This is a genomic window from Enterobacter sp. QK-SA4 (assembly GCF_056856775.1).
This window is the reverse complement of record NZ_JBXFXH010000007.1, coordinates 1789241-1811562: the sequence shown is the minus strand read 5'-3', so window position 1 is coordinate 1811562 and position 22322 is coordinate 1789241. Positions and strand designations below refer to the sequence as shown.

The window sequence follows — 22322 nt, the reverse complement described above, 5'->3', positions numbered from 1 at the left end:
TTCCTGAAATTTAACAAATCAGATCTGGCTCCCAATGATTAACCACACAACGTGTGATGATTTATTTAGTTACATAATCATTGACGAGGGAGCATCATGATCACCATTGAGTTTGTTGTCATTCTCCTCTGCCTGCTGACGGGTACGCGTTTCGGCGGTATGGGGCTGGGGTTAATCAGCGGCATTGGTCTTTTTATTTTATGTTTTGTCTTTGGTCTGCAACCGGGTAAACCGCCGGTTGACGTTATGCTGACCATCCTTGCGGTGATAGGCTGTGCGGCTACGCTGCAGACTGCGGGCGGCCTCAACGTCATGATGCAGTTTGCTGAACGCCTGCTGCGCAAACACCCGCAGCACATCACCCTGCTCGCCCCTTTCACCACCTGGATGCTGACCTTTCTGTGCGGCACCGGCCATGTGGTCTACACCATGTTCCCCATCATTGCGGATATCGCCCTGAAAAAAGGGATCCGCCCGGAGCGCCCCATGGCCGTGGCCTCGGTGGCATCACAGATGGCGATTACGGCATCCCCCGTTTCCGTTGCCGTTGTGTCGCTGGTGTCCATCCTGGCGGCCCAGCATGGGATCGGCCACGCGTGGGGGATCCTGGAAATTCTCGCCGTGTCGGTTCCCGCTTCGCTTTTCGGCGTAGCCATTGCGGCCCTGTGGAGTTTACGCCGTGGGAAAGATTTGGCTGACGACATAGAGTTTCAGGAAAAGCTGAAAGATCCTAAGCAGCGCGAGTTTATCTACGGCGGTACGGAGACGTTAATGAATCAGCGTTTCCCTAAACAGGCCTACTGGTCCACGTGGATTTTCTTTGCCGGTATTGCGGTGGTCGTTTTGCTGGGGGCATTCCCTGAACTGCGCCCCGCCTTTGAGGTGAAAGGCAAAATGACGGCGCTGTCGATGAACCTTGTCATTCAGATGATGATGCTAATTGCGGGCGCCGTGATGCTGATGGCCTGTAAGGTTAATGCGTCGGCGATTTCCAACGGCGCGGTGTTCAAGGCCGGTATGGTCGCGATCTTCTCGGTGTTCGGCGTGGCGTGGATGAGCGATACCTTTTTCCAGGCGCATCTCGATGAGTTAAAGCTGGCGCTGGAAGGCGTGGTGAAGAGCCACCCGTGGACGTATGCCATTGTGCTGTTTCTGGTGTCAAAACTGGTGAACAGCCAGGCGGCTGCGCTGACGGCCGTTGCGCCAATGGGCCTCATGCTGGGCATCGACCCGAAAATGCTGATCGCCTTTTTCCCGGCGTCCTACGGCTATTTTGTCCTGCCAACCTATCCCAGTGATTTGGCCTGCATCGGCTTTGACCGTTCAGGCACCACCCGCATCGGCAAATTTATCATCAACCACAGCTTTATTCTGCCTGGGCTGATTGGAGTAAGCTGCGCGTGCGCGGCGAGCTACCTGCTGGTCCAGACGTTCTTTTAACAGCATCAAAGGGCGACACGTGCCGTCGCCCCTTTCCCTGCTTTAGTGGGACTCACCCTGCGGCGTGAATCGCAGCTCAATCAGCGCGATGGCTTTCTGGATCGCACGAAGCGTAACCGGGTCAGCGGCAGCAGGATGGCTGGCGAAATCGATGTTTTTCAGCTGCGTAGACATCTTCTCGCGCACTTCAACCGGCGCAATCACGTCCAGAACATCAAGGATTTGTTTGATAACCAGCTGACAGGCGACAACGTCAGAGACCAGTTCCTGATCGGCGCTCAGGTTTTGTGACATGGGTTTTCTCCTTATTTAAAGGCCGCCATAGTAGCAAAACACGCCCCCTGACATCTTCCCTTCATCGCCTGCAGGTACAAAAAAACCCGCCGAAGCAGGTTTTTTTATCAGAACATGGCGCCTGGCGGCACGTCTTTGAACGTGCGGCAGTAATTGGCCCACATGCTTTTCAGGATTTTGCGCAGTTTCACGATGATGCTCCATTAACTTGTTATACAACTTTATTGTCAACGTGCTTATAATATGACCACCATCACAAAAATCAATCTTTTTGTGATACTCATCACATTCTTATCAGGATTTGGCCTGATAGCGCTCCCCTCTCACCCGTTGCGAAGAGTGAGGGCAGATTGTCCGGCTATTCCAGGCATTGCAGCGGGCATCTGCGGGTACGATAAGGTATTTCCATCCACTCAGAGCGAACCATGAAAAGAGTCATTGTAGCCGGCACAATCCTGCTGCTCGCGGGGTGTAGTATCAACCGCCAGGCTGAAGTCAGCAGCCGCGACGCGCCGAACGGCATCGTCCGCCTCGACTACGGCCAGGCAGCGCTGCAAAATGCGTATTCCGATGAGTATGTTAATAACGGCACTGCGGCAAAAGCGTGTCAGAGCATGGGGTATGCCACTGCCTCAGCCTATGGTCAGCCCATTAAAACCTGCACCCTGACGAGCGGCTCTTTGTGCCTGAACGAGAGCGTGACTATCCAGTATAAATGTATGGGTTACGCCGTTAACCCTAAGACAAATAATCCCTGGTATTAATCAACGCTGCCAGCGTTTGCTGGCAGTTTATTTCATTACGAACAAAAACAATTCTCATTAATAAATTATAAAAATCGCCAATGCGTTTTATTCCCATTCGTATTTTAAATAAATAAAATAAAAAATTTACGTTTTGCAAATAATTAAATAACAAATTATAGTGTCGCTCATTGTGAACCAGAAATAATAATCCGGAGCGTCACCATGCTGAAAACTGAAATGATCGACAAGCTCAACGCACAAATGAACCTTGAGCTTTTTTCATCCCTGCTCTACCAGCAGATGAGCGCCTGGTGCAGCTATCACAGCTTCGAAGGTGCGGCCGCGTTTTTGCGTCGTCACGCTCAGGAAGAGATGACCCACATGCAGCGTCTGTTTGATTATCTTACGGATACGGGCAGCCTGCCGCGCATTGAAACCGTGGCTTCACCTTTTGCTGAGTATAATTCTCTCGATGAACTCTTCCGCGCCACCTACGAGCACGAGCAGCTGATCACGCAGAAAATTAACGAACTGGTCCACGCCGCGATGACCAGCCAGGATTATCCAACCTTTAATTTCCTGCAGTGGTATGTCGCTGAACAACACGAAGAAGAGAAGCTGTTTAAATCCGTACTGGATAAATTGTCTCTGGTAGGGAAATCCGGCGAAGGTCTTTACTTTATTGATAAAGAACTTTCCACCCTCGATACGCAGAATTAATTTCAGCGCGGTGCCGAAAACCGGCACCGCGCTAATTTACATACACCCCGCACAGCTGGTGCAGCGCCAGTCATGAGGATTCACCGCCTGGTAAAAATAGCGGTAGCTGGACGTCTCCAGCGGAATACCCACCTCGAAGAACATATCCGTTAACCAGTCGACATTCTCAACGATCCACTCATCTTCCTGTAAGCCTTGTGCAAAGGTTTCATCTTCAGGATCGATAACCGAATAGATTGCCCAGGTGCCCATATCCTTTTCGCGGCGGGACTCGGGAAGTATCAGGGGTTGGTTCTGCCAGCTGATTATCCAGTGCCCATGGCACAACAGGTTACCTCCCCGACTCCATGCCGCGGTGAAGGGATTCTCTCCAGCCATAAAACCCTCACTTAATTTGATAATTTATATTTATTGTTTACGTTACGCCGGTATGTCGCCCAGCAACATTGCCCTTATGAAGTAGGCATCCGCCTAAAAAGGATCAGAGCGCCAACAATCCGTAAATTATTCGTTACACTACTTGTAACGGTGATTTGACGAATTACGGCTTTTCCCTTACTCTGCGCCGCAGATTTTGTCGCGGTTAAGCATTGTTGTAGAGGAAAGCGTGAAAAACAGAACCCTGGGAAGTATTTTTATCGTCGCCGGAACGACGATTGGCGCAGGAATGCTGGCCATGCCGCTGGCAGCCGCGGGCGTGGGATTTGGCATGACCCTGCTGCTGCTGGGTACGCTCTGGGCGCTGATGTGCTACACCGCCCTGCTGCTGCTTGAGGTTTACCAGCACGTCCCCGCCGACACCGGTCTGGGTTCGCTTGCGTCGCGCTATCTGGGACGCTACGGCCAGTGGATAACCGGCTTTAGCATGATGTTCCTGATGTACGCCCTGACCGCCGCCTATATCAGCGGCGCCGGGGAACTCATCGCCTCCAGCGTCAACGACTGGTTTGGCTCTGACATTACCCCGGCGACGGGGGCTATCTTCTTTGCGCTCATCGGCGGCGGCGTGGTCTGCGTGGGGACATCGCTGGTCGATCTGTTTAACCGCTTTCTGTTCAGCGCCAAAATTCTCTTCCTGATTATCATGCTGGTGCTGCTGGCCCCGCACGTGCACAAGGTCAACCTGCTGACGCTGCCGCTGGAAAAAGGGCTGGCGCTTTCCGCGATCCCGGTCATTTTCACCTCGTTTGGCTTCCACGGCAGCGTGCCGAGCATCGTCAGCTATATGAACGGCGATATCCGCAAGCTGCGCCGCGTCTTTGTTATCGGCAGCGCGATCCCGCTGATCGCCTATATTTTCTGGCAGCTGGTGACGCTGGGCAGCATTGACTCTTCGACCTTTATTGGGCTGATGTCGCAACACGCTGGCCTGAACGGTTTTCTGCTGGCACTGCGCGAGGTTGTTACCTCCCCGCACGTGGAGCTGGCGGTACACCTGTTTGCCGACCTGGCGCTGGCAACCTCGTTCCTGGGCGTGGCGCTCGGCCTGTTTGATTATCTGGCCGACCTGTTCCAGCGTCGCAATACCGCGGCCGGACGGTTGCAGACGGGGGCCATCACCTTCCTGCCGCCGCTCGCTTTTGCGCTGTTTTACCCACGCGGGTTTGTGATGGCGCTGGGCTATGCGGGGGTGGCGCTCTCTATCCTGGCCCTGCTGCTCCCTTCCCTGCTGGCATGGAAGAGCCGCCAGCAGCATCCGCAGCAGGGTTACCGCGTGGCGGGGGGAAAACCGCTGCTGTGCGTGGTGTTTTGCTGTGGGGTGGTGATTATTCTGGTGCAGGTGTTGATTGCAGCCGGGATGCTGCCGGAAGTGGGATAACAAAGGTTTAAGGGGAAACTATCCGCTTTCATAGGGAAAGATTCCCCTTTAATAAATCCCTTATATCCTGATCATAACCATCCAGTGTGCTGTCGTTAAAATCATTTGTTCATTCATCATCACATCCCCATGTGCTCATAAGCTTTGTCACCATAATACCAGGTAAACAATGCCCCCATCCCAATGAATAAACTTATTAACAGAACCGCCATTATCGTTATAAACCAGCCGGACAGAGTTTTACCGTCGTCACCAGCGCTGGCAATGATTAACATCAGCCCAAAAAACAACATCAGACCGCCAATCCCGCCAGCTTGCTACGGCAACGTATATCTTTTTTCTTCGGGGTAATCGGGTTGGCAGGTCAACCGGGAGGATAGCGCGGCCATGGCAAAATCGTTCTGTGCGGACGCGGCCACAAGCTGATCGCCCTGCCCGTACATAATCGCATCAGCGGCCAGCGTCAGCATCAGCCACTGATAACCGGCAGAGCGCTCACCGAGCGAAGCCTCAAGCTCCAGCCTGTCCGGCACCGCTTTGTTCTCGTCCAGCACTTCCAGCAGCGGATACTTCTCTGTGCGGGATAACCCGGTATACCAGAGTTGCTTAGGCTTGCTGACGGTTTCTGTCCTCAGATAAACGGGCATTTTACTTTCTACGTCTGTGACACCCGTCATCGGCTGATAAAAATAAACCGGTTTTTCTCCTGCTGTTTTGACGTAGTCGTTCGTGAAGAAAAGTGCCGTAACATTTTCCATCTGTTTAGATGCTTCTTCGTCAGAATGCAGATCGACACAGATAAGCAGCCGTTGAACGACGTAGCTTTTCGACAGATTTATCCATTCCGTGACTTGCGTATAGTCCGGGCATTCAGGTAAAAAAGTGATTTTCTTCGTCGCGATCGCAGAACGTTCAAGCACGCGCCGGAGTTCATCGCTACAGGATTCATCCCCGCCCCGAACCCACACCAGCGCTTCAATCTGCTGGTACCGAGAAAGTTTCCCTGCCGTGGGCTCCAGAACGCGGGATACTGCCTGCCCGGCCCTCGTGAAATCGAACGATTCTTCCAGCTCGATTTTCAACGGCATTTTAGCGGCCAGCGGAAACTCTCCCTCAAGTTTCAGCATTCTCAGTGCCAGTTCCTTTGTTGCCTTTGGTGGAGTGAGTACGGACCAGCCAGCAAGGGTAATATTCCCCCTGGCAAAGCTGACAACCTTGTATTCCTGCCGGGCGGCAATCAGCAGCCTCGTTTCCATGTAGTGCCTCATGCCGTGATACACGACAGACCACATCTGAACGAACCCCGTCAGAAAAACAACCGGAATAACCACGGACTGGGCAAGAAAATCGAGATCAACATGTTTATTACCCGGCCAGGTGACTGCCCGAACAGCAATACCGATAATCACGACGATCACATATAGGATAAAAACTGCCAGATAGGGGTAGTCTTCTTTAAATTCGTCCTGTTCAGGATACAACCACCAGTTCATCACACAGCCCCCGCAACAGGTAGCGTGGTCCGGATAGCACAACCACACGCCGCTTTACAGCCGTCCACGACCACACCGCGGCCGTTCATCGTCCAGGTTGGGTTACAATCATTAATAGGGAACGTCCCTTTATGCTCCGTACACGTCACTTCATCGCCTTTCAGAGCCACGGGCAGGCCCATAAATTGCGCGCCTGACGCCTTAATTACTTTCCCGCCGCTCACCAGCGGGTCATTGAGTCGAATTACGCCGTTCATTAGTATCCTTTCCTTCCTGCATCCATATCGCAACGCATGTGGTCCCAGCCGGTATAGCCTTTTACTTCCGGAACCTTATCGGGCAGCCCCTGATATTTTTTCATTTCTTTTAAGCCTGTTTGGTCTAAGGAAGGTGCGAACAAGTTCCTGATATGAGATCATCATATTCATCCGGAGCGCATCCCAGAGGGACATCATGAGCCATCAACTCACCTTCGCCGATAGTGAATTCAGCACTAAGCGCCGTCAGACCCGAAAAGAGATTTTCCTCTCCCGCATGGAGCAGATTCTGCCATGGCAGAATATGACCGCTGTCATCGAGCCGTTTTATCCCAAGGCGGGCAATGGCCGACGGCCCTATCCGCTGGAGACCATGCTGCGTATTCACTGCATGCAGCATTGGTACAACCTGAGCGACGGTGCCATGGAAGATGCCCTGTACGAAATCGCCTCCATGCGCCTGTTTGCCCGATTATCCCTGGATAGCGCCCTGCCGGATCGCACCACCATCATGAATTTCCGCCACCTGCTCGAGCAGCATCAACTGGCCCGTCAATTGTTCAAGACCATCAATCGCTGGCTGGCCGAAGCAGGCGTCATGATGACCCAAGGCACTTTGGTGGATGCCACCATCATTGAGGCACCCAGCTCGACCAAGAACAAAGAGCAGCAACGCGATCCGGAGATGCATCAGACCAAGAAAGGCAATCAGTGGCACTTTGGCATGAAGGCCCACATTGGTGTCGATGCCAAGAGTGGCCTGACCCACAGCCTGGTCACCACCGCGGCCAACGAGCATGACCTCAATCAGCTGGGTAATCTGCTTCATGGAGAGGAGCAATTTGTCTCAGCCGATGCCGGCTACCAAGGAGCGCCACAGCGCGAGGAGCTGGCCGAGGTGGATGTGGACTGGCTGATCGCCGAGCGTCCCGGCAGGGTAAAAACCTTGAAGCAGCATCCGCGCAAGAACAAAACGGCCATCAACATCGAATACATGAAAGCCAGCATCCGTGCCAGGGTGGAGCACCCGTTTCGCATCATCAAGCGGCAGTTCGGCTTCGTGAAAGCCAGATACAAGGGGCTGCTGAAAAACGATAACCAACTGGCGATGTTATTCACCCTGGCCAACCTGTTTCGGGTGGACCAAATGATACGTCAGTGGGAGAGATCTCAGTAAAAACCGGAAATAACGCCAGAAATGGTGGAAAAAATAGCCTAAATAGGCTGATTCGATGTGTTTGCGGGAAAAAAATCGGCCCAGATCCGCGAAATTTTAATCAGCGAGTCAGCTTGGGAAGAAATGACCTGCTTATTCGCACCTTCCCTAAGCCCTTCAGGGTATAGAGATCAATGGTATTCGATGAGCAACAATAAACATTGCGCTTATTCACGGTCTGATATGCCTGGCCATATATATATCGTTTACGGCAAAGTTCAGAGAGTTATCATTACCTGAAGGCAGAAGGTTGGGAGGTAAGCGCAGTGCGAAGCATCGATTTTCCGCGGAGCCGGGAGGATTGATAAGGGGCCTCGACGGCCCCTTATCTCGTTCACAGGTTAAGAACGTATTATTTTCTACTGGTCTTAAGGTGAACGAAGCAAAGCCACAAAAATGTTTCAGTGCAAACAGCAGCTCTTAAATTTCTTCCCGCTGCCGCAAGGACACGGATCGTTACGCCCGACCTTCGTGCCGTTCACCGTCGGCTTCTTCGCTTCCGGCTGCTGCGGGTTGTTTACCCAGTAGTTATACAGGCGCAGCGCCGCAGGCTGGATGCTTTCGATGCTGGAGATGTACTCCTCTTCGGACAGTTCATCCAGCTTTTCGCTGTTCTCTTCCGTCCCGTGCAGCGCAATCACGTCAAGATCGGCCTTCAGGGCTTCCGGCAAGGCTGACCAGTCCGTCAGCGCCACGCCGCGCATGTAGCCATAACACCACTCTTCCACCACGGTATAGCTCTCACCGTCCACGTCGTTATAGCCGAACATAGGTTCAAACTGATCCGGGTACTCGCTCAGGCGCTCGGCAATATCGTTCATATGCTTAAAGCAGAGATCGATAAAACGGTTCATTTCCCGATCGTTTTTCCAGCGCGGGATATATTTCTCGCCGCCCCACACCGCCACCAGCCAGGCATCTGGCTCAACGACAACAGGACCGGAAAGCACCGCGGTTAGCATGCCGTCCAGTTCGGACACGTCAATCACGGACGCATCATCATGACCGTAAGACATTAACGTCTCTTCAAGCCACGCCATTTCGCTTTCATTCAATGGGCCTTCAGTCATCGCTGACACTCCTGCAAAAGGAAACGATCCTAACACATATCTCACGCCTCTCCGGGCTGAAGTTTAGGTCTTTATTGCTGCAAAAACGTGCAAATCGTGACCTTTGCACAACTTATGGGCTTTATTGTTAACGATATGTGATCTCCGCTGTAATTTCTTCTCCTCCCGCAAGGCGGCATAACGCGGCGCTCTATACTCAGACATGTCACAAGCCCGTCAAAGGGTTAACCATTCTGGCAACGTTTTTGCTTAATGTTCTTCGCGCGACGCTGCGCAGGGATACCTCGCCGTACATGCAGGATGCCGTCTGTATCTTGTTCGTTTAGTGCATTTTGTTCTTGCTCGTGTTTCGGATTGGCTGCGCCGTCGGGCGTTCGGGTTTACGCCGTGGTGCAAAAACCTCTTTGCTAAGGAACATAATAATGTCGCTGAAATTTATCAGAACTCCTCTTTCTCTTGTGTTGGCCGGTTGCCTGGTGACGGCGTTTTCCGCCCGGGCAGATATTGTGATTGGCGTGGCCGGGCCGTTCACGGGTCCCAATGCCACCTATGGCGATCAGTACTGGCATGGCGCAACGCAGGCTGCTGAAGACATTAATGCCGCAGGCGGCATTAACGGCGAGAAGATCAAACTGGTTCAGGGGGATGATGCCTGCGAGCCCAAGCAGGCCGTCGCCGTCGCCAACCGTTTAGTTGACCAGGATAAAGTCAACGCCGTGGTCGGCCATTTCTGCTCCTCTTCCACAATGCCCGCCTCCGAGGTGTATAGCGACGCGGGCATTATTGCGATTACCCCCGGCTCAACTAACCCGCTGATCACCGAACGCGGCATGAGCGATATGTTCCGCATGTGCGGCCGCGACGATCAGCAGGGTCAGGTTGCCAGCGACTTCATCATCGACAAGCTGAAAGCCAAGCGCGTGGTGATTATTCACGATAAAGACACCTATGGTCAGGGTCTGGCTGACGCCACCAAAGCGGCGCTGGCGAAACGCGGGGTTCAGGATGTGATGTACGAGGGGTTATCCCGCGGTGAAAAAGACTTTAACGCGCTGGTGACGAAGATCGGCGCGCAAAAACCGGACGTCGTGTTCTTCGGTGGCTGTCACCCGGAAGCCGGTCCGCTGGTTCGCCAGATGCGCGAACAGGGCGTGCAGGCGAAATTCTTCTCCGGCGACTGTATTGTCAACGAAGAGATGGTGACCGCCGCGGGCGGCCCGCAGTATACCAATGGCATTTACATGACCTTCGGTAAAGACCCGCGCCTGATCCCGGACGGCAAAGCGGTTATCGAGAAATTCCGCGCCGGTAAATTCGAGCCGGAAGGTTACACCCTCTACTCCTATGCCTCCGTACAGGCTATTGCCGCAGCCTTCAAGGCCACCGGCGGCAAGGACTCGGCCAAAGCCAGCGAGTGGCTAAAGGCCAATTCCGTCGACACGGTGATGGGCAAAAAAGCCTGGGACAGCAAAGGCGATCTGAAAGTGTCTGACTACGTGGTTTATCAGTGGGACGACAAAGGAAAATATAAGGAAGTGCAGTAACGGGACGGAGTCACGCTCAACGTCGGCGGGCCTGCCCGTCGGCGCGTAATAAACATCCGGCTGCGCGCATCGCGCAGCCTATAAAACGAGCGCGCTAAGATGAGTACATTCTTCCTGCAACAGTTAATCAATGGCTTAACGCTGGGCTCCGTCTACGGTTTAATCGCCATCGGCTACACCATGGTGTACGGCATTATCGGGATGATCAATTTCGCCCACGGCGAAGTGTATATGATTTCCGCGTATCTCTGCGCCATCGGCCTGGCGCTGCTCTCGTTCTTCGGTCTGCAGTCGTTCCCACTGCTGATCCTCGGGACGCTGGTGTTCACCATTGTAGTAACCGGGGTGTACGGCTGGACCATCGAGCGTATCGCCTACAAGCCGCTGCGCAACTCCACGCGCCTGGCGCCGCTGATCTCCTCCATCGGCATGTCGCTTATCCTGCAAAACTACGCTCAGCTGAGCCAGGGTCCGCGTCAGCAAGGAGTGCCGACCATGCTGGACGGCGTGATTCGCCTGCATCTGGGCGACGGGTTCGTACAGATAACCTACACCAAAGTGTTTATTCTGGTTGCCTCGTTTGCCGGCATGCTGATGCTCACCTGGATTATCAACCATACCCGGCTGGGCCGGATGTGCCGCGCGGTACAACAGGATCGTAAGATGGCCTCCATTCTGGGCATTAACACCGACCGGATCATTTCGCTGGTCTTTGTGATCGGCGCGGCGATGGCCGGTCTGGCGGGGGTGTTGATCACCATGAATTACGGCACCTTTGATTTCTACGTCGGGTTCGTGATCGGCATTAAAGCCTTTACTGCAGCGGTACTCGGCGGCATCGGCTCCCTCCCCGGCGCCATGCTCGGCGGCCTTATCCTGGGCGTGGCGGAAGCCCAGTTCTCAGGCATGGTGAACTCGGACTATAAAGATGTCTTTTCGTTCGGCCTGCTGGTCATGATCCTTATTTTCCGTCCCCAGGGCCTGCTTGGGCGCCCGATTGTGGCCAAAGTGTGAGGGAGAGAATGATGACATCACACGGTTTTTCACTTAAACGCTGCATGCTGGACGCGATTTTTTCCGGACTGATTGCGCTGATTATTTTCGGCCCCATTGCGGGCGTGGTGCTGGACGGGTACAGCTTTAACTTCGCCGGGCAACGGCTGGCCTGGATGGTTGGCATCGTCATGTTCGGGCGTTTTCTGTTGAGCGTCTTTTTAGGTACCGCCGCGGGCGCCCGTTTCCAGGCGCGCTTCGAAGCCGATAGCGCGGGCGTATATGTCCGGCCACCGGAATATAAAAGCCGCATGCGCTGGATTATTCCTTTGGTAATTGCCCTTGCGATTTGCTTTCCGTTTGTCGCCACTAAATATGTGCTGACCGTCGCCATTCTCGGGCTGATCTACGTGCTTCTCGGTCTGGGGCTGAATATCGTCGTGGGTCTGGCCGGCCTGCTGGATTTGGGATATGTCGCGTTCTACGCAATTGGGGCGTACGGTCTGGCGCTGGGATACCAGTATCTCGGCTTAGGCTTCTGGAGCATGCTGCCGCTGGCGGCAATCATGGCCGCCGCCGCAGGCGCCCTGCTCGGTTTCCCGGTACTGCGCATGCACGGTGACTACCTTGCCATCGTCACCCTCGGGTTCGGGGAGATCATTCGCCTGATACTGAACAACTGGCTGACCTTCACCGGCGGCCCAAACGGCGTCTCGGCCCCTCCCCCCACCTTTTTCGGCCTGGAATTTGGACGACGCGCGAAAGAAGGCGGCGTGCCCTTCCACGAATTTTTCCACCTGACCTACAACCCGAACATGAAGTTTATTTTTATCTACGCGGTTCTGTTCCTGGTGGTAATGCTGGTGCTCTATATCAAGCACCGCCTGACGCGGATGCCGATTGGTCGGGCGTGGGAAGCGCTGCGTGAAGACGAAATTGCGTGCCGCTCGATGGGGCTGAATCATGTTCTGGTTAAGCTCTCCGCCTTTACGCTGGGCGCGTCGACCGCGGGCATTGCCGGGGTGTTCTTCGCCACCTATCAGGGGTTCGTGAATCCCACCTCCTTTACCTTCTTTGAATCGGCGCTGATCCTCGCCATTGTGGTGCTGGGCGGGATGGGCTCGACGCTTGGCGTGGTGCTGGCCGCCTTTGTGCTCACGGTAACGCCGGAACTGCTGCGCAGTTTTGCCGAGTACCGCGTCCTGCTGTTTGGCATGCTCATGGTGGTGATGATGATCTGGCGTCCGCGCGGTTTGATCCGCATTAACCGCAGCGGGTTTGCCGTGCGTAAGGGCGTCGCGCCATGAACGGAACGATATTACGCGTTGAACATCTGATGATGCACTTCGGCGGGATTAAGGCGCTAAACGACGTCAACCTGGACGTGCAGCGTGGCTCAATTACCGCCCTGATTGGGCCAAACGGGGCGGGGAAAACAACCGTGTTTAACTGCCTGACGGGCTTCTACAGGGCCTCCGGCGGCAACATTTTATTTAATACCCGCCATAAAACGACCAACGTTATTCAGGTGCTCGGACAAAAATTCCAGCCGGGAGACTGGATTAACCCCGCGCAGTTCGGGCAGCGTCTTTTCTACAAAATGTTCGGCGGAACGCATCTGGTCAACCGCGCAGGGCTGGCGCGCACGTTTCAAAATATCCGTCTTTTTCGCGAGATGTCTGTCGTAGAAAACCTGCTGGTTGCGCAGCATATGCGCGTTAACCGCAATCTGCTTGCCGGGATCTTAAATACGCCGGCATACCGGCGGGCGGAAAGCGACGCCCTGGACAGGGCCTTCTACTGGCTGGAAGTGGTGGATCTGGTGGAGTGCGCCAATCGCCTGGCGGGAGAGATGTCGTACGGCCAGCAGCGGCGTCTGGAAATTGCGCGAGCAATGTGCACCGGGCCGGAAATGATCTGTCTGGATGAACCCGCCGCCGGGCTGAACCCGGTTGAAACGCATAAGCTCAGCAGCATTATTCGCTTTTTGCGGGATCATCATGACATCACGGTACTACTGATTGAGCATGATATGGGGATGGTGATGGAGATTTCGGACGACATTATCGTGCTCGACCACGGTGATGTCATCGCCAGAGGTAAACCCGAGCAGATCCAGCATGATGAAAAGGTTATTGCCGCCTATCTGGGTACGGATGAAAGCGAGGTCAACCAATGAGCGAACCGCTGCTGGCATTTCGCGAGGTGGACGTGTTCTACGGCGTCATTCAGGCGCTTAAACAGGTTTCCCTCGAGGTCAATAAGGGTGAAACCGTGGCGCTGATTGGCGCAAACGGCGCGGGTAAATCGACACTACTGATGTCCATCTTTGGCCAGCCCCGTATTCGCAGCGGACAGATCCTTTTCGGCGGCGAAGATATCAGCCATAAATCCACCCACTACGTCGCGTCCGGAGGCATTGCGCAGGCGCCGGAAGGCAGACGAATCTTCCCGGATATGACCGTTGAAGAGAATCTGCTGATGGGGACCATCCCTCTCGGCAGCCAGTTTGCCGCTGAGGATATGCAAACCATGTTCGACCTCTTCCCGCGCCTCAAGGAGGGACGCAAGCAGCGCGCGATGACCATGTCCGGCGGGGAACAGCAGATGCTGGCGATCGCCCGGGCGCTGATGAGCCGTCCGAAGCTGCTGCTGCTGGATGAGCCCAGCCTGGGCTTAGCCCCGATTGTGGTGAAACAAATCTTCCAGACGCTGCGCGAGCTGGCCCGCAGCGGTATGACTATTTTTCTGGTGGAGCAGAATGCGCATCACGCGCTGAAGCTTTCCGACCGCGGGTATGTGATGGTTAACGGACAGATCCGGCTGAGCGGCAGCGGTGAAGAGCTGCTGGGGAATCAGGAGGTGAGGAAGGCGTATTTAGGTGGGGTGTGATTTGATATCTGCCAAATGGGCTGATTCCGTGATGGATCATTTCGGCACATATGGGATAGAAGAACTGGAGTATACGTTAGTCGATATCGCCTCTTTGTTTGGATTGCTTCCGGCAATTCTTACAGGTTTGTTAGTAAGAAACGTAGTAAAAAGAATGTGATTTATGAGCCTTCAGACTTAGCCGCGAAGGCTTTTTTGACCCGGAAACGCAAAACCCCGAAAGTTGGATACCTAACTTTCGGGGTTCACTTCATTTCGGTGGTTACACGATAACGTCGTTAAATAAAACTATCGTCGTCATTGCTGTAGTCGTCATCTACATCGTCATTCTGCCAGACGTCGTTATTACTGCCTAACGGATCGTTCTGGTTGAGGAAACGGGTGTCAGAGATGTTATTAACGTCGCCGTATTGATTACCGACAAACGGTTCGCCACCGACGGGCATTGTCGGTTCTTCGATGATGTTCACGATCTCTTCCGGCCGCGACTGATGGAACATGCTGGTAAGCATCTCGGCAAGCGCTATGCCACCGGCCACGCCAGCGGCTGTCTGGAGCGCGCCAGCCATAAAACCGCCGCCGCGAGTAGCTGGCGCCCGAGAGTAATCCTGCGCCGGTGGCTGTTGCGGCTGGGCATTCCAGCTGTTGTCAGGCTGCGGGTTACTTTTCCCGCCACCAAACAGGCCGCCGAGGAAACTGCCGCCCGTCGAGGGTTTGCTTTTTTGCGCGGCTAATTCGCTTTCAAGCTCCTGAACCCGGGCCTGTAGGCGTTTCAGCGCCGCTTCCTGAATCAAAATCGACTGCGCCATATAGTAGGGGGCCGCAGGCTGCTGTCTGACAAATTCAGCGATCTGACGCTCTGCATCTGCATCCCGTTGGCTGTTTTGTTGTCCGGTCTGTTTTAGACGCTCGAAAAGGCCGTTGATAAGCTGCTGTTCTTCATATTGCATGACAATAACCTTCCGCTCTCCAGGGTGGATACCAACCAGTTTATCAGCGGCGGCAACCTGTGTCTGGCGAGTGAAATGTTTGTTTAAGATTGGTTGCAGGTTAGCTGAAAATCGCCCTGCTTTCTGGGCTTGTTATTAGAGAGTCAGGCTTAACCTTCTGGTATAACAGCAAATTCTCGGGCACAGCAGGATCGGGACGATGATGAGATACGATCACTTCGCCCTAAGCCAAAGGCACAAAAAAACCACCTTTCGGTGGTTTCACGACACTGCTTATTGCTTTGATTATTCTTTGTTTCCCATGGTACCCGGAGTGGGACCTGAACCCACACAGCGCGAACGCCGAGGGATTTTAAAAACTATAAGAGAGCCTAACGTATCATAAGCTCATGATACGTAGGGCTCTTTTATATGGTAATCGCAGGTAATCACTGGTGATGGTTGCACTTCTGCTGCCACTATTTTCGAAGAGCTAAATCCAGTTTTTCTCACAATCCAGCGGAAGATCAAGCGTTTGAATGGCTGCTTCAAAATCAGCGTCTACATGGCGTCGACGCTTCGACAAAAGTGTAACTCTACAATTCACCATCAACTCGGTGGGGCTTTTGCATTTTCTTTTTCGTAGTATCCTCATTATCATTCTGTCTGTTTCACAAGCAAAACCATAAGGAAGGTTTGAATAGGACAGCGCGAAATCTCTGGCAAAAAGGATGCTGAAAAGTCTGGATGTTGGCGATTCCGGTTTCCTGGCTTCTGTAGCCCAAGGAATGCTCTCTTTCCCGGTCAGTATGTATTACCTCGGATATGACTTCATGGACACGACTCATCGTCATTCTAATTTTGATGATCGAGTGAGGATGGCTAACATGCTCAAACGAGGGATATCGGTTCATCAGGAAGCTCAAAAAATAGTTAATGCCGTAATCAGAGAGTTCATGTCAAAAGTTAACATGGACAGTATTCAGGGTATTGCACAAAATTTTACAGGCGTAATGGCTGGTAAATTCATATTCGCTGAGCTAACCGGAGTAAAGCTAGGTGCTGCCGTATCGACACGTATTATGACCTCGTTCGCCGCTGGCGTAGTCATCGGAAGTGCTCTGACGATTGGCGCAGAAACATCAAGAGCTATCTATACGGCCAGAAAGCTTGAAAACCAAAACCCTGCACTCTACTACCGACTTAAGAGTATGGGTGATTTGGATCTTCTGTATTTTCTTGTTGAAGATAAATTGAAACCTTTTCTTGACGCATGCAGCGTAGCAGATGTAAACAAGCATGAATTTAACGAAGTATGTAAATACTTTTTTGGTGGATTATGAACACTCAGGACATTATCAAACTAATAGCATCCAGAATTCTGCGCGGGTTGGGGATGGGAATTGCTTCTGCGGGCCTATTGTCCTGTATTTATTTCTTTTCATTTTCAAAAGACGAATCCCGTTTTATCTGGGGCGCAGCGTCTGGTGCTCTCATTGTACTTGGTTACTTTATATACCGAATTGCGATACTCAAGGTTTTTGACGAACGTTGAAGACCTCAATTGCTCTTACTCCAGCAAAAAGCCCACCGATTGGTGGGCCTGGCGTTAGAGGGTCAGGCTTGACTGCTTCCTGCCATAATTAGATCATGGAAAAGCATCGGATGGGATGAAATCAGCTGGTAACCTATAGCGTGGTACGCGTTTGGTTGGTGTTCGAGGGGCAGTAATACCCTCTTTCTCTGGCGAAGCCGAATGGCGAAACAATGGCAATGGCGAAAAACAGATAATAAAAAACCACCTTTCGGTGGTTTATACGACACTGCTTATCATTGATTTTATTCTAGTTTTCCCATGGTACCCGGAGTGGGACTTGAACCCACACAGCGCGAACGCCGAGGGATTTTAAATCCCTTGTGTCTACCGATTCCACCATCCGGGCTCGGGAAGAAAGTGGAGGCGCGTTCCGGAGTCGAACCGGACTAGACGGATTTGCAATCCGCTACATAACCGCTTTGCTAACGCGCCGTAAAACTTTTTAAAGTGACACCCGCTACTGCGCATGTCTTTAATCTGGAGCGGGAAACGAGACTCGAACTCGCGACCCCGACCTTGGCAAGGTCGTGCTCTACCAACTGAGCTATTCCCGCAGAACATCAAGTAAACATCTAACCACTTGATTTCATTATCGTCCGGCTGACTGTGCCGCCGTTCGATGCGTTGCATTCTACTGATATGACGTTATGAGTCAACGTTATTTTTTGCATCCCCGGATCGTTTGCTGAAAATTACGGCGAAACGATCACTGATCAAGCAAATCCCCGCGCGCCGCGTTCAAATATTGCAGCATGGACCACAGCGTCAGCACTGCCGCCACCCACAGCAGACCAATTCCCGCCCATTCAACCCAGGCGTTCGGACGCCAGAGCATCCAGACCAGCGCCGCCATCTGCGCCGTCGTTTTGACTTTACCAATCCACGAGACCGCCACGCTGCTGCGTTTACCCAGTTCCGCCATCCACTCGCGCAGCGCAGAGATAATGATCTCACGGCCGATCATGGTTGCTGCAGGCAGCGTTACCCACCAGGTGTGATAGTGCTCGGCCACAAGCACCATGGCGATAGCGACCATCACTTTGTCTGCCACCGGATCGAGGAAGGCACCGAAACGGGTGCTTTGATTCCAGCGACGGGCCAGATAGCCATCAAACCAGTCGGTGACCGCCGCGATCAGAAAGAGCAATGCGCAGGCGAAAGGTGCCCAGACGACCGGCAGATAAAACGCCAGTACAAAGAACGGGATGAGTACAACACGAAAGAGAGTGAGCAACGTAGGGATATTAAATTGCATAATGACGGTAACTGTTTGTTGTCAGTAAAATTTAGCTCTATGTTGCTACAGAGCCCTCAATGTTTCAACGAGTAGTAGATCTTTTCTGCCAGCCCTTGCGAAATACCCGGCACTTTTGCAATTTCCTCCATGCTGGCGTTGAGTAATCCTTGCAATCCGCCCATATATTTCAGCAGCATCTGCCGACGTTTTGGCCCCACGCCTTCGATCGTTTCCAGGCTACTGGTGTTTTTTACCTTCGCCCTTTTTTTGCGGTGACCGCTGATGGCATGATCGTGTGATTCATCGCGAATGTGCTGGATGACGTGCAGCGCCGGGGAGTCCGGCGGCAGGCTGAAGCCCTCGCCTTCCGGCTCGAAGAACAATGTCTCCAGACCGGCCTTACGATCGGCCCCTTTTGCAACGCCAAGCAGCAGCGGATGGTTTTTATCCCAGCTGACATCAAGCGATTCAAATACCGCTTTTGCCTGGCCGAGCTGCCCTTTCCCGCCGTCAATCAGGATCACATCCGGGATTTTGCTCTCTTCTATGGCTTTACCATAGCGACGACGCAGCACCTGATTCATCGCCGCATAGTCATCGCCCGGCGTGATCCCGGTGATGTTATAGCGACGATACTCGGCGCGCAGCGGGCCGTTAGCATCGAACACCACGCAGGAGGCCACCGTCTGTTCCCCCATCGTATGGCTGATGTCGAAACACTCCATCCGTTTCACTTCCGGCAGTTTCAGCAGCGTCGCCAGAGCCGCTAAGCGCTGGTTCACCGTCGACTGCTGCGATAGCTTAGTGGTGAGCGCCGTCGCCGCGTTGGTGCGTGCCAGCTTCAGATAACGCGCACGATCGCCGCGCGGTTTGGTTTGTACATTGACCCGACGCCCCGCCAGTTCAGAGAGCGACTCGCCCAGCAGGGTTTTATCGTCAAGATTAAAATCGAGCAGGATCTCAGAAGGCAGCGTGCGCATCTGGCTCCCCTGCAGATAGAACTGGCCGACAAAGGTTTCCACCACTTCACCCAGTTCGGTACCGCCAGGCACTTTCGGGAAATAGCTGCGGCTGCCGAGCACTTTGCCCTGGCGAATAAACAGCACGTGCACGCAGGCCATCCCGGCGTCAAAGGCTACGCCGATAACGTCGAGATCGTCACCGGTATTCGAGACAAACTGTTTCTCAGTGACTCTGCGCACCGCCTGGATTTGGTCGCGGATCCGTGCGGCCTCTTCAAACTCAAGTGCGGCACTGGCTTTTTCCATGCGCGCAATCAGCTGCGTTAAGACCTGATCGTCTTTTCCGGCTAAGAACAGGCGCACATACTCCACCTGCTGGGCATACTCTTCTTCACTCACCAGCCCGGCCACACACGGCCCCAGGCAGCGCCCAATCTGGTACTGCAGGCACGGGCGCGAGCGGTTACGGTAAACGCTGTTTTCACACTGGCGGATCGGGAAGATTTTTTGCAGCAGCGCCAGCGTTTCTCGCACGGCATAGCCGTTAGGGAACGGCCCGAAATATTCGCCCTTAGCGTGTTTTGCACCGCGGTGCATGGCGAGGCGCGGATGGGTGTCGCCGCTCAGAAAAATAAACGGGTAGGATTTATCATCACGCAGCAGGACGTTATAGCGCGGCTGGTAGAGCTTTATATAGTTGTGCTCAAGCAGCAGCGCTTCTGTCTCGGTGTGCGTGACGGTGACATCAATATTCTGAATGAGTGAGACCAGCGCTTCGGTCTTACGGGAGGCCAGGTTACTGCGAAAATAGCTGGAGAGGCGTTTTTTTAGATCTTTTGCCTTCCCCACGTAGATAACCGTACCGCCAGCGTCATACATGCGATAGACGCCAGGCTGGCTGGTAACGGTTTTCAGAAATGCTTTTGAATCGAACACATCACTCACTGACTTAACAACGTCTCCGCATTACACAAACCGTGCCGGATGGCCAGGTGCGTCAGTTCGACGTCACCATGAATGTTCAGTTTACTGAACATCCGGTAACGATAGCTGTTCACCGTTTTCGGGCTGAGATTCAGCTGTTCCGAGATCTCATTCACCTTCTGACCTTTGGTGATCATCAGCATAATCTGCAATTCACGCTCGGACAAACTGGCAAACGGTGATTCGGTTTTCTCGGGCTCGATCTGACTCAGCGCCATCTGCTGGGCAATGTCGGAAGCAATGTAGCGCTGTCCGGCAAACACGGAACGGATTGCATTGACGACTTCCTGCGGCGCAGCACCTTTACTCAGGTAGCCCGCTGCGCCCGCCTGCATCACTTTCGCGGGCAGTGGGTTTTCGGTATGCACGGTCAGCATGATGACTTTTGTATCGACAAAGGTACGCGCGATTTTGCGTGTTGCTTCAAGACCACCGATACCGGGCATATTCATATCCATCAATACCACATCGGCCGAGTTTGTGCGGCACCATTTTACCGCATCTTCGCCGCAGCACGCCTCACCGGCAACTTTAATACCTTTAATATCTTCAAGAATGCGTCGTATCCCTGCGCGCACCAGTTCGTGGTCATCAACAAGAAGGACGTTGATCAAAGGAAATGTCTCCAGAATAGGGATAACGCTACTGAGTGATAATTTGGTTTATATTAACGGTTTTCCTCACAAGATTAAAACGTTAAAAAACCGGCTATTCGATTTTGCTCTCGTTTTTGGAAATTAGGCTGTACAGTCCGTGGAAAGAGAGACCATGCATTCAGGGCTTTTGCAGCTTTTTTTAAGCATCTGTATTCAAAAAGTTACAAAAAACTTGCAGGCTTTTCCTGCAAAAAAACAGATCTCAAATTTTTGTAACAATAATTAACGGCAAGCGAACCGGGCATAAACAATTAATAGCCTTTGACGACGGTACAGTTTACCGGTACGTTCTGTTTACGCAATTAAACATCCACGTAAAAGTACAAAAAACAACCGCTGCATTTTTTGCTTCAGCTTGTGGTATACTCCGCCGCCTTGACTTTCGTCGTCGCGCTTTAGCGCCGTTAAATAATGAGGAAAATAAATGAGCACACCTGAATTTGCCACTGCGGAGAATAACCAGGAACTGGCACAGGAAGTAAACTGCCTGAAAGCACTGCTGACGCTGATGCTGCAGGCGATGGGCCAGGCGGATGCCGGTCGTGTGATCATTAAAATGGAAAAACAAATCGCGGAGATGGAAGACCAGGCTGAATCTGCGGTATTTGCTAACACCGTTAAGCAAATCAAACAAGCCTACCGCCAGTAACAAAAAACGGCTGGATGCAGTGCATTCAGCCGTTTGTTCGTCTGTCACGCAGAACGTATTATCCTGTCAGATCAGTCCCGTTGCCGCCGCGTAGCAAGCAATCTGGGTTTTGTTGGGCGCGTTGAATTTCTTCTGCATATTTTTCTGATGGAAGTTAACGGTATTCTCAGAGATAGAGAGAATGATCGCTATTTCCGCTGACGTCTTCCCTTCCGCAGTCCATTTCAGAATTTCGCGCTCGCGTTTGCTGAATTTCATTTCGGGTGGCATTACCATCCCATCTTCGAAACGCATCAGAGAAGTTAAGGCCATTTGCACCAGCATTTGCAGCCGCAGTTCTATTTCCTCACGGGCAAAAGGCCCTTCCTGTACACTAGTACGAGAAACAGACAGGAAGCCAAGCGCATGATTAGGCAGCATCAGGCACTGCGTTATTCCCGCGCGTAAACCGTGGTCCTGGGCGCTATGCCATAATTCCTGCGCCTCGGCAAATAATGCGTCTGTCCAGGGCAAATGACCCTGGATGAAATTTTCCGCTTTTAAAACAGGATCGATAGCGAAATAGTTCGCGGATTGATATTGCGCCATCCACGGCTTTGGATAAGTGGTCTGCAAAGAGATTTTAGGGCGCGTAAAGGGCACGGGATGCCGCACGCAGAGCGCGTAATAATCGAATTCCAGCGCCTGAGTTTGCCGCTCTAGCTCCCGATATACCTCATCGGTATTCGTCAATTCCTGAAACCGGAGGGAGCAATCCCGTCGCCAGGTGAAAAAGTCTGAATCCTTCATACTTACTAAATGAAGCCTCTGAAAAGATAATCATT

General features: G+C 52.9%; 24 protein-coding genes, 3 tRNA genes and 2 pseudogenes. 14 read left to right on the top strand and 15 right to left on the bottom strand.

Annotation, left to right across the window (positions count from 1 at the left end; genetic code table 11):
* Nucleotides 1-96: 96 nt before the first annotated feature.
* Nucleotides 97-1440: an anaerobic C4-dicarboxylate transporter gene (locus AC1VYI_RS10205; RefSeq protein WP_023312271.1), complete on the top strand. Its 1344-nt coding sequence runs from the start codon at nucleotides 97-99 to the stop codon at nucleotides 1438-1440.
* A gap of 42 nt (nucleotides 1441-1482) precedes the next feature.
* Here AC1VYI_RS10205 and AC1VYI_RS10200 read toward each other — a convergent pair whose 3' ends face one another.
* Together AC1VYI_RS10200 and azuC are read right to left on the bottom strand one after the other, a co-directional pair.
* Complete coding sequence (locus AC1VYI_RS10200) at nucleotides 1483-1734, bottom strand: DUF2766 family protein (RefSeq protein ID WP_008500405.1); 252 nt, start codon at nucleotides 1732-1734, stop codon at nucleotides 1483-1485.
* Nucleotides 1735-1841: 107 nt separating this feature from the next.
* The gene (gene azuC / locus AC1VYI_RS10195) at nucleotides 1842-1925 is read right to left on the bottom strand and encodes a stress response protein AzuC (RefSeq protein WP_014884364.1); all 84 of its coding nucleotides are present in this window, start codon (nucleotides 1923-1925) and stop codon (nucleotides 1842-1844) included.
* A 234-nt stretch (nucleotides 1926-2159) separates the two neighbouring features.
* On the opposite strand from azuC, the gene yecR reads away from it, so the two are divergent.
* Together yecR and ftnA are read left to right on the top strand one after the other, a co-directional pair.
* Nucleotides 2160-2498: a YecR family lipoprotein gene (gene yecR, locus AC1VYI_RS10190; protein ID WP_023312272.1), complete on the top strand. Its 339-nt coding sequence runs from the start codon at nucleotides 2160-2162 to the stop codon at nucleotides 2496-2498.
* A gap of 204 nt (nucleotides 2499-2702) precedes the next feature.
* Nucleotides 2703-3200, top strand: coding sequence for a non-heme ferritin (gene ftnA, locus AC1VYI_RS10185; protein WP_014884366.1), 498 nt, complete (start codon nucleotides 2703-2705; stop codon nucleotides 3198-3200).
* Between the two features lie 36 nt (nucleotides 3201-3236).
* Here the strand turns inward: ftnA and AC1VYI_RS10180 are convergent, their stop codons facing one another.
* The gene (locus tag AC1VYI_RS10180) at nucleotides 3237-3578 is read right to left on the bottom strand and encodes a hypothetical protein (protein ID WP_045404419.1); all 342 of its coding nucleotides are present in this window, start codon (nucleotides 3576-3578) and stop codon (nucleotides 3237-3239) included.
* Nucleotides 3579-3807: 229 nt separating this feature from the next.
* Here AC1VYI_RS10180 and tyrP point away from each other — a divergent pair, with 229 nt between their 5' ends.
* Nucleotides 3808-5019, top strand: a complete 1212-nt coding sequence (gene tyrP, locus AC1VYI_RS10175; RefSeq protein ID WP_482880362.1) for a tyrosine transporter TyrP — start codon at nucleotides 3808-3810, stop codon at nucleotides 5017-5019.
* A gap of 317 nt (nucleotides 5020-5336) precedes the next feature.
* On the opposite strand, the gene AC1VYI_RS10170 is transcribed toward tyrP, so the two are convergent.
* From AC1VYI_RS10170 to AC1VYI_RS10160, 3 genes and pseudogenes are all read right to left on the bottom strand, one after another.
* Nucleotides 5337-6512, bottom strand: coding sequence for a hypothetical protein (locus AC1VYI_RS10170; RefSeq protein ID WP_134866050.1), 1176 nt, complete (start codon nucleotides 6510-6512; stop codon nucleotides 5337-5339).
* A complete protein-coding gene (locus AC1VYI_RS10165; protein ID WP_134866049.1) occupies nucleotides 6512-6769 on the bottom strand; it encodes a PAAR domain-containing protein in 258 nt (85 codons plus the stop codon). The genes AC1VYI_RS10170 and AC1VYI_RS10165 overlap by 1 nt, the downstream gene beginning before the upstream one ends.
* Nucleotides 6769-6864 (bottom strand): annotated as a pseudogene (locus tag AC1VYI_RS10160) (T6SS immunity protein Tli3 family protein); the annotation flags it as partial. The gene AC1VYI_RS10165 and the pseudogene AC1VYI_RS10160, both read right to left, overlap by 1 nt.
* Before the next feature lie 101 nt (nucleotides 6865-6965).
* Here AC1VYI_RS10160 and AC1VYI_RS10155 point away from each other — a divergent pair.
* Nucleotides 6966-7946: an IS5-like element ISKpn26 family transposase gene (locus AC1VYI_RS10155; protein WP_000019450.1), complete on the top strand. Its 981-nt coding sequence runs from the start codon at nucleotides 6966-6968 to the stop codon at nucleotides 7944-7946.
* The gene (locus AC1VYI_RS10150; RefSeq protein WP_482880352.1) at nucleotides 7928-8113 is read left to right on the top strand and encodes a hypothetical protein; all 186 of its coding nucleotides are present in this window, start codon (nucleotides 7928-7930) and stop codon (nucleotides 8111-8113) included. The genes AC1VYI_RS10155 and AC1VYI_RS10150 overlap by 19 nt, the downstream gene beginning before the upstream one ends.
* Nucleotides 8114-8386: 273 nt before the next feature.
* Here the strand turns inward: AC1VYI_RS10150 and AC1VYI_RS10145 are convergent, their stop codons facing one another.
* On the bottom strand, nucleotides 8387-9055 hold the full coding sequence (locus AC1VYI_RS10145; RefSeq protein ID WP_134866043.1) for a YecA/YgfB family protein: 669 nt from the start codon (nucleotides 9053-9055) through the stop codon (nucleotides 8387-8389).
* Nucleotides 9056-9477: 422 nt separating this feature from the next.
* On the opposite strand from AC1VYI_RS10145, the gene AC1VYI_RS10140 reads away from it, so the two are divergent.
* The 5 genes from AC1VYI_RS10140 (at nucleotide 9478) to AC1VYI_RS10120 (ending at nucleotide 14484) form a co-directional block, all read left to right on the top strand.
* Nucleotides 9478-10599, top strand: a complete 1122-nt coding sequence (locus tag AC1VYI_RS10140) for a branched-chain amino acid ABC transporter substrate-binding protein (RefSeq protein WP_023312277.1) — start codon at nucleotides 9478-9480, stop codon at nucleotides 10597-10599.
* A 99-nt stretch (nucleotides 10600-10698) separates the two neighbouring features.
* On the top strand, nucleotides 10699-11613 hold the full coding sequence (locus AC1VYI_RS10135) for an ABC transporter permease subunit (protein ID WP_134866042.1): 915 nt from the start codon (nucleotides 10699-10701) through the stop codon (nucleotides 11611-11613).
* Between the two features lie 11 nt (nucleotides 11614-11624).
* Nucleotides 11625-12899: a high-affinity branched-chain amino acid ABC transporter permease LivM gene (gene livM, locus AC1VYI_RS10130; protein ID WP_134867363.1), complete on the top strand. Its 1275-nt coding sequence runs from the start codon at nucleotides 11625-11627 to the stop codon at nucleotides 12897-12899.
* Nucleotides 12896-13771, top strand: coding sequence for an ATP-binding cassette domain-containing protein (locus AC1VYI_RS10125; RefSeq protein ID WP_134866041.1), 876 nt, complete (start codon nucleotides 12896-12898; stop codon nucleotides 13769-13771). Before livM ends, AC1VYI_RS10125 begins: the two co-directional genes overlap by 4 nt.
* Entirely contained in the window at nucleotides 13768-14484 is a 717-nt protein-coding gene (locus AC1VYI_RS10120) for an ABC transporter ATP-binding protein (protein ID WP_134866040.1), read from the top strand. The genes AC1VYI_RS10125 and AC1VYI_RS10120 overlap by 4 nt, the downstream gene beginning before the upstream one ends.
* 278 nt (nucleotides 14485-14762) lie before the next feature.
* Here the strand turns inward: AC1VYI_RS10120 and AC1VYI_RS10115 are convergent, their stop codons facing one another.
* Nucleotides 14763-15434: a DUF2076 domain-containing protein gene (locus tag AC1VYI_RS10115; RefSeq protein ID WP_134866039.1), complete on the bottom strand. Its 672-nt coding sequence runs from the start codon at nucleotides 15432-15434 to the stop codon at nucleotides 14763-14765.
* A gap of 710 nt (nucleotides 15435-16144) precedes the next feature.
* On the opposite strand from AC1VYI_RS10115, the gene AC1VYI_RS10110 reads away from it, so the two are divergent.
* Nucleotides 16145-16756, top strand: coding sequence for a hypothetical protein (locus AC1VYI_RS10110; protein ID WP_080262563.1), 612 nt, complete (start codon nucleotides 16145-16147; stop codon nucleotides 16754-16756).
* Between the two features lie 513 nt (nucleotides 16757-17269).
* On the opposite strand, the gene AC1VYI_RS10105 is transcribed toward AC1VYI_RS10110, so the two are convergent.
* The 6 genes from AC1VYI_RS10105 to uvrY all read right to left on the bottom strand — a co-directional run bounded on the left by AC1VYI_RS10105 (nucleotide 17270) and on the right by uvrY (nucleotide 20807).
* Nucleotides 17270-17356: transfer RNA gene (locus AC1VYI_RS10105), tRNA-Leu, on the bottom strand.
* Nucleotides 17357-17368: 12 nt separating this feature from the next.
* Nucleotides 17369-17442 (bottom strand) — tRNA-Cys (locus AC1VYI_RS10100).
* 46 nt (nucleotides 17443-17488) lie between these two features.
* Nucleotides 17489-17564: transfer RNA gene (locus AC1VYI_RS10095), tRNA-Gly, on the bottom strand.
* A gap of 152 nt (nucleotides 17565-17716) precedes the next feature.
* Nucleotides 17717-18265, bottom strand: a complete 549-nt coding sequence (gene pgsA / locus AC1VYI_RS10090) for a CDP-diacylglycerol--glycerol-3-phosphate 3-phosphatidyltransferase (RefSeq protein WP_023312285.1) — start codon at nucleotides 18263-18265, stop codon at nucleotides 17717-17719.
* 56 nt (nucleotides 18266-18321) lie between these two features.
* Nucleotides 18322-20154, bottom strand: a complete 1833-nt coding sequence (uvrC, locus tag AC1VYI_RS10085) for an excinuclease ABC subunit UvrC (protein ID WP_226483991.1) — start codon at nucleotides 20152-20154, stop codon at nucleotides 18322-18324.
* Complete coding sequence (gene uvrY, locus AC1VYI_RS10080; RefSeq protein ID WP_013096026.1) at nucleotides 20151-20807, bottom strand: UvrY/SirA/GacA family response regulator transcription factor; 657 nt, start codon at nucleotides 20805-20807, stop codon at nucleotides 20151-20153. The genes uvrC and uvrY overlap by 4 nt, the downstream gene beginning before the upstream one ends.
* Before the next feature lie 372 nt (nucleotides 20808-21179).
* Between uvrY and AC1VYI_RS10075 the strand changes: the two are divergent.
* Nucleotides 21180-21248 (top strand): annotated as a pseudogene (locus AC1VYI_RS10075) (hypothetical protein); the annotation flags it as partial.
* Nucleotides 21249-21273: 25 nt separating this feature from the next.
* The gene (locus tag AC1VYI_RS10070; RefSeq protein ID WP_008500345.1) at nucleotides 21274-21498 is read left to right on the top strand and encodes a DUF2594 family protein; all 225 of its coding nucleotides are present in this window, start codon (nucleotides 21274-21276) and stop codon (nucleotides 21496-21498) included.
* A gap of 66 nt (nucleotides 21499-21564) precedes the next feature.
* Here the strand turns inward: AC1VYI_RS10070 and sdiA are convergent, their stop codons facing one another.
* On the bottom strand, nucleotides 21565-22287 hold the full coding sequence (gene sdiA, locus AC1VYI_RS10065; RefSeq protein ID WP_045356857.1) for a quorum-sensing transcriptional regulator SdiA: 723 nt from the start codon (nucleotides 22285-22287) through the stop codon (nucleotides 21565-21567).
* Between the last annotated feature and the right edge of the window lie 35 nt (nucleotides 22288-22322).

Coding starts and splice junctions, on each gene's coding strand:
- AC1VYI_RS10070 (WP_008500345.1), top strand. CDS start 21,274: ATGAGCACACCTGAATTTGCCACTGCGGAGAATAACCAGGAACTGGCA.
- AC1VYI_RS10145 (WP_134866043.1), bottom strand. CDS start 9,055: ATGACTGAAGGCCCATTGAATGAAAGCGAAATGGCGTGGCTTGAAGAG.
- AC1VYI_RS10165 (WP_134866049.1), bottom strand. CDS start 6,769: ATGAACGGCGTAATTCGACTCAATGACCCGCTGGTGAGCGGCGGGAAA.
- AC1VYI_RS10135 (WP_134866042.1), top strand. CDS start 10,699: ATGAGTACATTCTTCCTGCAACAGTTAATCAATGGCTTAACGCTGGGC.
- livM (WP_134867363.1), top strand. CDS start 11,625: ATGACATCACACGGTTTTTCACTTAAACGCTGCATGCTGGACGCGATT.
- AC1VYI_RS10170 (WP_134866050.1), bottom strand. CDS start 6,512: ATGAACTGGTGGTTGTATCCTGAACAGGACGAATTTAAAGAAGACTAC.
- AC1VYI_RS10140 (WP_023312277.1), top strand. CDS start 9,478: ATGTCGCTGAAATTTATCAGAACTCCTCTTTCTCTTGTGTTGGCCGGT.
- ftnA (WP_014884366.1), top strand. CDS start 2,703: ATGCTGAAAACTGAAATGATCGACAAGCTCAACGCACAAATGAACCTT.
- AC1VYI_RS10205 (WP_023312271.1), top strand. CDS start 97: ATGATCACCATTGAGTTTGTTGTCATTCTCCTCTGCCTGCTGACGGGT.
- AC1VYI_RS10125 (WP_134866041.1), top strand. CDS start 12,896: ATGAACGGAACGATATTACGCGTTGAACATCTGATGATGCACTTCGGC.
- AC1VYI_RS10110 (WP_080262563.1), top strand. CDS start 16,145: ATGCTGAAAAGTCTGGATGTTGGCGATTCCGGTTTCCTGGCTTCTGTA.
- AC1VYI_RS10180 (WP_045404419.1), bottom strand. CDS start 3,578: ATGGCTGGAGAGAATCCCTTCACCGCGGCATGGAGTCGGGGAGGTAAC.
- AC1VYI_RS10115 (WP_134866039.1), bottom strand. CDS start 15,434: ATGCAATATGAAGAACAGCAGCTTATCAACGGCCTTTTCGAGCGTCTA.
- sdiA (WP_045356857.1), bottom strand. CDS start 22,287: ATGAAGGATTCAGACTTTTTCACCTGGCGACGGGATTGCTCCCTCCGG.
- AC1VYI_RS10120 (WP_134866040.1), top strand. CDS start 13,768: ATGAGCGAACCGCTGCTGGCATTTCGCGAGGTGGACGTGTTCTACGGC.
- AC1VYI_RS10200 (WP_008500405.1), bottom strand. CDS start 1,734: ATGTCACAAAACCTGAGCGCCGATCAGGAACTGGTCTCTGACGTTGTC.
- pgsA (WP_023312285.1), bottom strand. CDS start 18,265: ATGCAATTTAATATCCCTACGTTGCTCACTCTCTTTCGTGTTGTACTC.
- yecR (WP_023312272.1), top strand. CDS start 2,160: ATGAAAAGAGTCATTGTAGCCGGCACAATCCTGCTGCTCGCGGGGTGT.
- AC1VYI_RS10155 (WP_000019450.1), top strand. CDS start 6,966: ATGAGCCATCAACTCACCTTCGCCGATAGTGAATTCAGCACTAAGCGC.